The sequence below is a fragment of the Paenibacillus tyrphae genome (assembly GCF_024158745.1).
Classification (GTDB): domain Bacteria; phylum Bacillota; class Bacilli; order Paenibacillales; family NBRC-103111; genus Paenibacillus_G; species Paenibacillus_G tyrfis_A.
Window position 1 is genome coordinate 353,254 of sequence record NZ_JAMZAW010000005.1, and the last position, 11,796, is coordinate 365,049.

The following is an 11,796-nucleotide window of genomic DNA, read 5'->3' on the forward strand; positions in this document are numbered from 1 at the left end:
GTAAAGTGCTGCAGAGGTCTTTTTGTTTATGAGACCGTGCCGGGGCAGGCTGCCATGGAGACCTCTGCGACAGATTTAACTTTATAAAAAATTGACCAAAGGCTAATTGACACCAATGACAGATTACAGTATTCTAAAAAAAAGGAAAGCGGTTCCAAAATAGGCTAACGCGTGCAGACACCCAGGGGTGAGCCCGTTTTCGCTATGGTGAACAGCTATCCTTTTTTTGTTGTTTTCCGGTGTGGACATCTTGTTGTACTTGCATAGAAGCTTTTGTCTGCCATAAAACCATGTAAGGAGGGATGAGTACTTATAGATTGACCGATTGCAGGCTTGGCTGGATGTAAAATCGAACGATGGGAGATGAGTTTAGTTATGAAAAAAGTGTTTACCGTCATTGCCCTGGGGGCCATGATGACGACGGCTGCCTTGCCGGCAGGTGCGGCATCGAACGCGCCGAACGGTTCGGAAGGCGGACTTGTGCCAACGGCCGCACCCAGATTTATCGGGGAAACGTGGATCGCGCCTCAAGGCATGTCGAACGAGGATAAGGTCTGGGGATATTTGGAATCCAAGAAAGGCGTTCTCGGACTGGCAGGGGATACGAAGCAAAGCATTCGAATTACGCAGCAGGTGACCGATGCCGAGACCGGAACACGACATGTCCGGTTGAAGCAGTATATCCAGGGAATTCCCGTATTCGGTGCGGATCAAACGTTGCATTTCGACAAGCAGGGCAATGTCACGTCGTATATCGGAAGCACCGTCCCCGATTCGGGGCAGCAATCCTTGGTCCCTCTGACACCCCAAATTAGCGCGGAGAAGGCGATTGCGATCGCCAATCAAGACACCGAGAAGCGGATCGGCAAGCTGGGGAGCCAGCAGAGGGAGCAAACGGCGGAGCTGAATATTTACCCGTACAACGGGCAAAACCTTCTCGTTTACGTTACAGAAGTCAACGTGCTGGAGCCTTCCCCGCAGCGCGTGCGTTACTTCATTAACGCGGACAACGGAAACATCGTCAACAAGTTCAGCATGCTCGATCAAGCTACCGGTACGGGCGTGGGCGTGCTTGGCGATACGAAGACCTTCACGACTACGGCGAGCGGGTCGCAGTACGTGCTTCAGGACAACACGCGCGGAAAAGGCATTATTACGTATTCTGCTAATTATAGCCAGTCGCTTCCAGGCACGCTGCTGACGGATTCGGACAACGTATGGACCGACCCGGCAGCGGTTGACGCGCATGCTTACGCCGAAGTTGTCTACGACTATTACAAAAACAACTTTGGCCGGGATAGTCTGGATGGCAACGGGCTCGCGATCAAATCCAGCGTTCACTACGGCCGGAACTATAACAACGCGTTCTGGAACGGCGTACAGATTGCCTACGGCGATGGGGACGGCAACTTGTTCCGCACCTTCTCCGGGGATCTGGACGTCATCGGCCACGAATTGACGCATGGCGTGACCGAGCATTCGGCGGGGCTGATTTATCAAGGCGAATCCGGCGCGCTCAACGAGTCGATATCGGATATTTTCGGCAATACGATTCAAGGGAAAAACTGGCTGATCGGCGACGACATCTACACGCCGAACAAGCCGGGCGACGCTTTGCGGTCGATGGAAAATCCGGAGCTGTACAATCAGCCGGACCATTACAGCAAGCTGTACCGGGGCTCTGACGATAACGGAGGTGTGCATATTAACAGCGGCATTAACAACAAAGCGTTTTATTTGCTGGCGGAAGGCGGCACGCATTACGGGGTGACGGTCAAGGGAATCGGTCGCAGCGACGCGGCAAAAATTATATATAAAACGCTTACATTATATTTGACGCCATCCTCCAATTTTGCGGCGATCCGCGCGGCGGCGATTCAAGCGGCTACTGATCTGTTCGGGGCGAACTCCACGCAGGTCAACTCCGTGAAAGCCGCTTACGGCGCTGTAGGCGTAGGCAGTCCCCCGGCGCAAGATACGCAGCCACCGACCGCGCCGACCGGCCTGATTTCGACGGGCAAAACGCAATCGAGCGTAACCCTGTCATGGAACGCCTCCACGGACAACGTAGGCGTGACGGGCTACGATGTGTATAACGGCTCCACCTTGGCCGTATCCGTGACAGGAACAGCGGCTACAGTGAGCGGATTGGCAGCGGGAACGGCCTACACCTTTACGGTCAAAGCGAAGGATGCCGCCGGCAACGTATCGGCCGCGAGCAGCCCGGTCACGGTGACGACGTCTACGTCTTCCGACCCGGATACGCAGCCGCCGACCGCGCCGACCGGGCTGATTTCGACCGGCAAAACCTCGACGAGCGTAACCCTGTCATGGAATGCCTCCACGGACAATATCGGCGTTACCGGGTACGATGTGTATAATGGCTCTGCCTTAGCCGCATCGGTTGCAGGAACAACGGCCACGGTGAGCGGACTGACCGCCGAAACAGCCTACACCTTTACGGTAAAAGCGAAGGATGCCGCCGGGAACGTTTCGGCCGCAAGCAACCCGGTCACGGTTACGACAGATACGGCATCGACGGTACAGCCGTGGGCACCGTTCGTAGCGTATAAGGTCAATGACCTCGTATCCTATGGCGGCAAAACGTATAAAGCGCTTCAAGCCCATACCTCGCTGCCGGGCTGGGAGCCGGCGCTCGTGCCGGCGTTGTGGAGCTTGGTGGATTAACGTTTGGAGTTAGGTGATAAGGGGCCGCACCTGTCAGCAGGTGCGGTCTTTTTTTTGGTAGTAGGACAGGGTAAATCGCTTTTGGTAATAAATTTCCAAGCCCCCGCCTCTTTGGGAGTGGGGAATTTGATGTTGTACGTGTACTACAGTTGGATCTTTTCGAAAAATCGAGAATAACGTAAGCAGGACTAATGACTATACTATTTTTTGACTTCATGAAAAGTGTAGTTGAGTCATATTGCCTTATTGTTTTTGAGGCAGAACAGATCGTAAGTAGTAGCTGGATATTTCTAAAAAGATGTTTATAGATGGAAAGACCTAATATACAATATCTTTTTTATTTGGTAAAATAATACTCGTGATTATAGCCAGCCTCTATCTAATTCTTTTATAACTGATGGCTCGCACTTTAAAGTCTGCTTAAACGTTTTAATCAAAGCCAAAGATTCTGCGGTAGATAGATATAAATTATTTGCGAGACGCCCTTCGATTTCGATTGGATTAACGTTTTTGAACCCATGAACGACATGATGTAATTGTGGAGTCAACTGGATGATTAGCATATAAGGGACATCCTCTCTTGGACGATTTTGCTATGACTAGTATATCAAGAAATTTTTGTTAAAGTAAGAATTAGGGAGAAGTTTTATGCCAAAAAAATTATTAATTTGGTTACTTTTGTTGATTTTAGCTGGGATGTTGATATGGTGTGCTTTTATTACTTTTAAATTTCCTTATGTAGGAATTTATCTTACGTTAAATGAGCAGAACGAATGGGTGATTGAAGAACTTGCGGAAGAAAAGGCAAACAAGAAATTGGATGTAAGAGTTGGCGATATTATCAAGCAAGTCGATGGAAAACTCCCCAACGAAAATCCTGTAATTTACAGATGGAGAGCCGTGGAACAGGTTCATCAAGTCACCGTATTGAGAGACGGGCAAGAATATAAATTTGCTGTTGATAACAAAAGTTCGATTTCTTATGATATTGTTCCGTTATTAGAGACAGGTTTATGTTTGTTCATGGCTGGCTTACTTTATATGAAAATGCGGCAATCTCCTTCTGCCAAATTACTTGCGGTTGTTTTTCTAACTTGTGCTGTCATTTATTTGAGTCGAGGTGCTTCCGTGAGAGGGGATCTTCTTGGGAAGTTTCTCATAGGCAATTTTATGATCATTCTGCCCATTGTTTTTTATCATTTCTTAGTTGTCTTTTTTAGGGAAAAAGGAAATATTCAGTTGCCAGCTAGAATATTGAAGTTTTTGTACGGTATTGTTATAACAGGGTTCTTAATGAGACTTTTATATATATATCCCCCAATGGTAACCATGATCTACAGTTTTGATGCTACTATAGTTTTGTGGCTATTTATTGCAGGTTTTATAACCAATATTAGCGTCTTGGTGTTATTGTATTTCAAAGTTTGCAGAGAAAAGTCTTATTTATCAAGCATTGTTAAAAGTGTTTTGTTTTCCTTGTTTATTTCGTTTTTACCGGTCATCTGCTTTTCATTTATACCTCAATTGATAGCCACTTATCCAATAATAGATGCCGTCTATGCAAGCTTGCTTATCTTATTTTTCCCGATCTCATTCGCTTACTTGATTGCCTCGAACCAATTGTACGATATCGGTCTGGTGCTTCGGCGCTTTGGTTTTGCCTGTCTGCTTGCCCTTGTACCATCGGGGGTATTTACGGCAATCTTCGCATTCCTATTTCAAAATCTCGCCGATGAGAAGCAGATTTTGTTTGTTTTTGCAGGCTCTGTCGCTATGATTTCCTTCGTTCTGTATTCGGTAGAATATTTTACAACTAGACTTGAAGCGTTTTTATTTCCGAGAAAGTTCAGACTGCGTACCGCTTTGAAGAAAATTTCCAAGAACCTTGGGGTCATCTCAAGCTTCCGTGAGTTGAAGGATATTGTGCTCGTGGACATTGTTCAGACGCTCGAAGTAATGGGCGGAGCCATTGTATTTCGGTACGAGCATGATACCGAGATCATCGCCGAAGGGGATATCGATGCGGCAGAGATTAAGCATTTGCTCCAATCATCGGCTTTGTCTGAGCACCCGCTGTATACCTGCATCGAGATTCACCGGCATGAACAATATACCAGCTATTTGGTCATCACGCGGAATAAAGCGAACACATTGCTAGGTAAAGAAGAAATTCAATGGCTGCATTTGATTACCTCGTACCTGGAAGTCAGCCTGGAGAATGTTCATTTAATTCGCAAGCTAACTGCGAAGATGCAGCTTCTTGCCTCGCAGCTTCCGAACGAGCATTCGGCGCAGGATATTCAGTGGTTCCGCAAAATTATGTTCGAATTGCAGGAAGAGGAGCGGCTGCGGATTGCGGCCGATCTCCACGATACGACGATGCAGGACTTATTTTTTCTCAAGCGGAGATTCATTTCTTTGCTGGACAAATACGCGATGAACAAAGAAGATAAAGAGCATCTGAACAACATCGTCAATTTCGTAGAGATGATCAACAACAGTCTGCGCCAGAGCTGTTTCGAGTTGAACCCGTTTCTGCTGAAGGAAATCGGATTAATCGAAACGGTAAGGTCGTATCTCGACAAGGAAGCATATCACACGCCGTTCGTGCTCAGGTTCAAGGAGGAGAGGGCTTCTGCCATCGAAGCGAAGGATTTGACGACCAAGAAGCATATTTTCCGCATCATTCAGGAGCTGCTTAATAACGCGAAAAAACATTCGCAAGCTTCCCATGTAACGTTTACGATGACGGTCGCGGATCGTGCTTTTGTATTAACTTATGAGGATGATGGCGTCGGGTTCAATAGTACGGAAGCGCGCCGTATGGAGATTGGATCTTCCGGGATGGGCGTAGAGCAGATGAAGGGCCGCGTCCTGCATTTGAACGGGCGGCTGGAACTCGATTCGAGAGAGGGCGCCGGGACGAAGCTTGTCGTGACGATCCCGATTCGGGAGACGATGTCCGTGTGAGTTGGATACGCTTGTCCGTTGGCAGAATTGTGGATGGGGCAGCAAAGAGGGGTGAAAGCCCCTCTTTGCTGTTTTCGCAATACATCTCGGCTAAGAGATGTATACAATCGGTTGGTTACCTATACTGTTTTTCTAACACGAATTTAAATTCCGTTTGGGGTACTGCTGTTGCCTCAGCATTAGGAAGGCCAATCAAAGTAACACTGTATAGATCTTTGAATCCTTTCCATGTAACGGCGTGCGTTACGTTTCTTTCGAGATTATTGTCGTTTGGCAATCCGAACACTCCGAAGTCAAATTTTTTAATTTGCTCCGCGGTCAGTGTTGAAATCTTATTATTTTTATTGGGGATATAATAGACCATTCCTAGAACATTATCTTTGTAAAAACTAAATTGAAAGCTATCCCCATTGATTTCATAATAGTAGTTTGTCACCTTAACTTTCTCACCAGTATCAGCCATTATCCAACTTTTGACTACATCTGATTTAATTGGTTTTCCATAAGTTTTTTCTATGCTGGACAAAGTTTGGTTTTTGAATGCTGTAACGTTAAAGATGGCTTCGGCCTTTTTTTCTTTAGTTTCAGTCTTTTGCGTATCATTAACATTGGAGGACTTTCCCCCACAACCGCCAATAATAAATATCCCAAGCACTATCGTACTTACTATCAAGAGGGCTTTTTGCTTTCTTGTTCGATTTTCCTTTTTGTACCTATTGAATTGATCCGTTCGAGATTGCTTCAATATTTCCAACTCCCTTTTTCGATATATTTTATCATATTTCGACAAAGTATGAAATACATAGCAAAAGTTTAATATCGTTTATCGAGAACAATAGCCTTGAATCATCTTTCACAAAATTTTTTTGTTCCTAATATAATTTACATTAAATATAATGTAGGATGGCCATGGGGCCTGATCGCGGTCGTGGTCTTTATCGCCTTGGTTAAGGAGGCGTACGCGATGGTTGAAGACAAGGATGTAGACATCAAGCGGAGGCGTACGCGATGGTTGAAGACAAGGATGTAGACATCAAGCGGGATGCGGATGGTAAATTACCTTGCTGGATACGCCGCGCATGCGTACCGCCGCCGACTTTGCATACGACCAAACTATTGAAATTGAAAAACGAGGCCACAAAATATCCAATGGGATGAGCCGAACGATATGTCCAATACATTATCGGGCGCCGGCGGAAGGCGGGGCTCCGGAACTCGAGGGGGTCGATTATGAACAAAGCCCAAAATGAACTGCAAAAGGCTTTGAAATATTTAGACTTTGGCAGGTTAGAACAAGGAGAACAGTGCCTGACGCAGGCGATTGAAGCCGCGGATTCCGCCGGAGACAGCACTACTTATATTCGTGCGGCAGTTTGTTACGGCGATTTGCTGTGGCAAACGGAAAAATACGAAGAGGCTGAACGTTGGCTTCAACTTGCCCTGGGTCGGTATGTTTCTTTGCAATTGGATACTGACGTGCTGGATTTGGAAGTGAGCCGTGCCCAAACCTTATTGGCTCAGATGGCAAAGGGATAGAGGTGCAGCCAATCAAATGAAAAAATTCACGAAGCTAAATGACTTTATGAAGTATGGCGGTTTTATTGAAATACCTGAAAATCAAAACATGACCTTGAATGAGCTAATGCTTACCTGTCAAGTAAGTAACAGAAGCGAAGAAGGTCTCCGGTTAGATTTTGAATTTCAACAATGTGATTTGACCCTGATCTATAAAAAAAATCATTACTACGGGTCACTTCTCGATTTTAAACGACTTACCAGAATTCATGACAGAGACAAGATCTTAAAAGGCAGTGAGATTAATTTTTATCGCAATTTCCAGGACTATGCAAAGGAGCAGAAACTGGACATCAGTACAAGCACACAAACTAAAAATAGCGTCAGAGTTGTGCTTTGCAATGGATTGCGGTTGACCTTTCATTACTCAAAGACACATGATGATTTTCTAATTAGGGAGATCACAAATAGATTTGGAAACAAAAGATTAATTAATCTTGTGACTTCCCAAACCTCCGTCCTTAAGATGGAAAGCATGAATTTCTCCCTGATCCAATATTTGAAGTACAGCGGATTTTTTAACCTTCCAGGTAATCAAACCATCAGTTTCAACGACTTGTTAATGAAATGTTGCTTAAACGAAAGCCACAGTGGAATATCTGGCACCATCTTGGGGTTTGGATTCAAGAACTGGCTTTTGGAAATTTTCTACGATGATAACAAGGAGTTCATAGGAGAAAATGTGAAGTTTCTAGGTTACCACAATTATCGCGGCAAGGACGAAATTATACGGGCAACGGAAATTCACTTTTGGGAAAATTTCAAAAAATACTCTGAACAAAACGGATTGCGAATCATAGAAACATGTACGAGCAAGGATACCCTCATTGCTTTCTTGCACACGGGTTCTAATTTGCATTTTGATTATAAAGAGGAGTATGGTGACTATTTAGTCAGTGTTATTGAAGGCGACGGGACCAGATTTAGAGAGGTTTATCGAAGCATTTATAATGATTGAATAGACAATTCTTTATTTGAAGAGGCGGCTAATCTTAGCCGCCTACTACTAAGAACATCCCTGTCATGCCGGGCGAATGGTCTTGGAATCCGAATTTTTCATAAAATTCATTTTTTCCATGCGAGGCGAATAGACCGACAAAACCTGCTCCGGAACAATTATCATTTATATAGTTCAGCAGTTTTTCGATAATTTGCTTGCCTATTCCCAAATTTTGGTACTCGGGTAATACAGCTACGTCTTGTATATAATAGTACATTGCTCCATCGCCGACAATCCGTCCCATACCGATTACGTTTCCATCGCTTATTGCAACTAAACAATATACTGAATTAGCAATGGATTGCTCGGTCATCTCTATATTGACTTTTCCCCAACCAACTGCCTCCCATAATGTTTTATGTTCCAGAACAGAGGGGGGACGTTCGATGATTTCGTACGGTTTACTTGACATATTTAACCACCTATCATTAGAATTGGTGGTCGCTCGCACTGACAACCACCATATATTACTTGAGTTTTCCGATTTTGAACTCCATGTTTTTCATGCCCCCTTCCATTCTCCAAGTATATTTCTTATGCTTGAACTAAACAACGATTGCAGGATATTTTTGATTTTAAACGCTGTCAGGAATGTGAAAGAGTCTATACTTTTAAAGACTCTCAATTAGTACTGCAATACAAAATAGAACGAGATTATAGGACTAAATTATTTTATGCCATGGATGCGGGATGATGAAATGAAGCTTAAAGGAAGTAAAACAGAACAGGACTTTAGAGTTCGATTCATTGATTCACATAAGTCTTTATTTCAAGATCCTTCAAATGAAAGACTTTTGAATGTACTACGGAATTCGTTCCCCGAAATGAGGACGGCTTATTTTATTGGACACGTGCCTGAGCAAGGAGAAGATTTTTATAGACTTCTAATTAATACGGATACTATCGCATTAATTGAATTAGATAGGTATAACTTCGATGCCAAGCCTATTGTTGATACAATCTCTCTACGAGATTATGTCAAAGGACTTAGTAAAATGGATCAAATAAAAATGGCTGTTGCTCTTGATTTAGCACAAAGAGACTTGGAATAGACGACGATTTAAAACCTTGATTGGCTCGCGCCTCTCGAGGTTTTTTTTGCAAGGGGACTACCTAGTCCTGAATGAAAGGGACTTTCAATAATGTCTTGGGTTCTATCTTCTGTTTTTTTACCTTTTTCGACTTCTGTCTTATGAAAGATGTGGTATAATTTTACTATTGAAACAACTTGAAAACCAAGACTAATTATAGATAGTCGCAGATGCTTGAAAATTTCAATCATTCGCCGCGCACATGCTAGAAGGTAAAAATTATTGATGGACAATAAAAGTCTGATTCTATCAGAGTTAACATAGAATGTAGGTGCTTAAATGAAGATATATATAAGAAAAAATTTTGACAACGAAATTGCAAGCCACAATTTTTATGCAGCCTATGACGGATTTAAACAAATGGGATTTGAAATTAGTTATTTCAAAGATATAGCACAATTATCTGATAGTAAAAAAGAAGATATAGTTGTTAGCTATGTTGACGATGTTAGAAAAGTACTTTTTAAACATAATATAATTACACCTGAAATTGACTATCCAGAAGAATTAAAGGGTTACCTGGGTCGAAAGGTTTGGAATTCCAAACTAAGCATAATCGCGAACAACCCTGAGAATTGGAATGTATTTATAAAGCCAGTAGAGGATAAAAAGTTTACAGGAGTAGTAGTCAGAAGTACTAAGGATTTAATTGGCTGTGGTACATATGGCGAAGATCCAGAGATATTATGTTCGGAGGTTGTGAATTTTGTAGCAGAATGGAGATGTTTTGTTAGATACGGAAGGATTTTAGACATTCGAAGATATAGAGGCGACTGGAGAGTACACTACGATCATAAAGTTGTTGAAGATGTTGTCGCAGAATACAAAACTGCCCCTAAAGGATATGCAGTAGATTTTGGATTAACAGATAAAGGGCAAACCCTATTAATAGAGGTTAATGACGGATATTCATTAGGGTACTATGGATTATTTTCTCTGGATTATGCAAAGTTATTATCGGCCAGATGGGCTGAGTTGACCAATACAATAGATGAGTGTGAATTCTAATGCAACACGGAGTTCATGGGATTGCTCTACTTGGAAGGTTCGTATATGGAAATTTAACGTGGGAGATAAAGTGAAAAATTGAACTATTCCATTATTGATCATGACAGTGACTTAACAATCGGATATTGCAGTGAAATCGTAGGTCTGAGCGGAAAGATCTATGAAGATGAGGATCATTTGTATCATAAAATCCAATGTAAACAGTTTGTTTTTTGCAACGAGTTTAAGGAATATCTTATAAGAAAAAAACAATCGATGAATAGATGTGTGTATGTCTGTATTCTCGATAATGACAAGAATCCCATAGGGAGCTATACATTCCTCATATATGATGAAATTTATTATCATAAAATCGGATTTCCAGAGGATTTCCTGGATATTCAATTCAAAGGCTCTTTAGAATCGTTTGCAAATCGTACGGAAATAGAAATTTGGAACAAGTGGAGAATATCTCCTCCCGTACATATCAATGAATGGGCCATTCTAGATGTACCAGGGAGAAGAGCATGGCTCAAAGCTGTCAAAAACTATAATCTGACTACACGAGAATGGAATAGATCTAGTGAAAAAGAGAATTTCTTTTTAGATGGAACCTACGTGACGGATTATCCCTCCTTCTTTTGCGCAATGGGAGAAGCGATCAATGGTCCTGGAGGCTATTTTGGTTTTGATCTACCCTCGCTGGATGATTGCTTATGTGGGGGATTTGGTACTACCGGACCGTTCACTCTTACATGGAAGAATTACGGTGTCGCTCAACAGTACTTAGATAAACATTCATGGAGGAAGCAAGTTAATTATAGACGACGTTTTATAAATAAACTTGTATACGAACCAGAGTTTTATTTCGAAGAGCGGGCTAATAGGCCACTTATAGAGGCTCTTGTTGAAACACTAGAATGCGTAGGTGTAAAAATAGTATTTGATTAATAGATTTTATGGCCAGCGCCTTTATGCAGATAAAAGAAAGGAATATGGAGATATGGAACAGTGGGAATATAGAACTCTTAAGTTCTTCACAAAAGGTTTCTTTACTGGAGGAACGTTAGATATAAAAGAATTTGACAACGAACTTAATGTAATGGGATCAAATGGATGGGAACTTGTATCTTGCTTTGATACAAGCCAACATCAAGGATCTTCAAAGGAAGTCATTTGTGTATTCAAGAGAAAGAAATAGGCAATAAAAGGTCACTTTGATTGGGAGTTGTCTTTTTGTGAAAGTCATATGCAAGAAGGATGTAATTAGTACTGAGAATTCAGGCATTAGAATTCGATATCGTAAAGGTCAGATATTTGATGCTAAAATTATTGCGGATGACCTGTTGATAAAAGAAAAGGACGATACATATTCGTTAGTTGGTGTTCGCAGAGAGTCAGCTGCTGACTTTAATCTTAAAACTGACCCTAATGTGAACTGTAACCCGTAAGATGGGCACTTGAAAAAAAGTGACCTCTTACGGG

Annotated in this window: 11 protein-coding genes; 9 read left to right on the forward strand and 2 right to left on the reverse strand. The window is 42.7% G+C overall.

The genetic code is table 11. From position 1 onward, the window contains the following. The first annotated feature begins 375 nt into the window (after positions 1–375). Positions 376–2,688 (forward strand): M4 family metallopeptidase, encoded by a 2,313-nt coding sequence (locus tag NI000_RS10400; RefSeq protein ID WP_253410154.1) that lies wholly within the window; start codon positions 376–378, stop codon positions 2,686–2,688. Positions 2,689–4,254: 1,566 nt separating this feature from the next. Continuing rightward, positions 4,255–5,658, forward strand: coding sequence for a sensor histidine kinase (locus tag NI000_RS10405; protein WP_253410156.1), 1,404 nt, complete (start codon positions 4,255–4,257; stop codon positions 5,656–5,658). A 115-nt stretch (positions 5,659–5,773) separates the two neighbouring features. On the opposite strand, the gene NI000_RS10410 is transcribed toward NI000_RS10405, so the two are convergent. Continuing rightward, on the reverse strand, positions 5,774–6,403 hold the full coding sequence (locus NI000_RS10410) for a hypothetical protein (protein WP_253410158.1): 630 nt from the start codon (positions 6,401–6,403) through the stop codon (positions 5,774–5,776). A gap of 263 nt (positions 6,404–6,666) precedes the next feature. On the opposite strand from NI000_RS10410, the gene NI000_RS10415 reads away from it, so the two are divergent. The 3 genes from NI000_RS10415 (at position 6,667) to NI000_RS10425 (ending at position 8,191) form a co-directional block, all read left to right on the forward strand. Next, positions 6,667–6,816: a hypothetical protein gene (locus NI000_RS10415; protein ID WP_253410160.1), complete on the forward strand. Its 150-nt coding sequence runs from the start codon at positions 6,667–6,669 to the stop codon at positions 6,814–6,816. Between the two features lie 72 nt (positions 6,817–6,888). Continuing rightward, entirely contained in the window at positions 6,889–7,194 is a 306-nt protein-coding gene (locus tag NI000_RS10420; protein ID WP_253410162.1) for a hypothetical protein, read from the forward strand. Positions 7,195–7,210: 16 nt separating this feature from the next. Continuing rightward, positions 7,211–8,191: a hypothetical protein gene (locus NI000_RS10425; RefSeq protein ID WP_253410163.1), complete on the forward strand. Its 981-nt coding sequence runs from the start codon at positions 7,211–7,213 to the stop codon at positions 8,189–8,191. Between the two features lie 34 nt (positions 8,192–8,225). Here the strand turns inward: NI000_RS10425 and NI000_RS10430 are convergent, their stop codons facing one another. Then, entirely contained in the window at positions 8,226–8,645 is a 420-nt protein-coding gene (locus NI000_RS10430) for a GNAT family N-acetyltransferase (protein ID WP_253410165.1), read from the reverse strand. A 262-nt stretch (positions 8,646–8,907) separates the two neighbouring features. Between NI000_RS10430 and NI000_RS10435 the strand changes: the two genes are divergently transcribed. The 4 genes from NI000_RS10435 (at position 8,908) to NI000_RS10450 (ending at position 11,512) form a co-directional block, all read left to right on the forward strand. Continuing rightward, positions 8,908–9,285 (forward strand): hypothetical protein, encoded by a 378-nt coding sequence (locus tag NI000_RS10435; RefSeq protein ID WP_253410166.1) that lies wholly within the window; start codon positions 8,908–8,910, stop codon positions 9,283–9,285. Between the two features lie 318 nt (positions 9,286–9,603). Next, positions 9,604–10,332 (forward strand): ATP-grasp domain-containing protein, encoded by a 729-nt coding sequence (locus NI000_RS10440; protein ID WP_253410168.1) that lies wholly within the window; start codon positions 9,604–9,606, stop codon positions 10,330–10,332. Positions 10,333–10,410: 78 nt separating this feature from the next. Beyond that, entirely contained in the window at positions 10,411–11,262 is an 852-nt protein-coding gene (locus NI000_RS10445; RefSeq protein ID WP_253410170.1) for a barstar family protein, read from the forward strand. After that, on the forward strand, positions 11,255–11,512 hold the full coding sequence (locus NI000_RS10450) for a DUF4177 domain-containing protein (RefSeq protein ID WP_253410172.1): 258 nt from the start codon (positions 11,255–11,257) through the stop codon (positions 11,510–11,512). Before NI000_RS10445 ends, NI000_RS10450 begins: the two co-directional genes overlap by 8 nt. Positions 11,513–11,796: the final 284 nt, after the last annotated feature.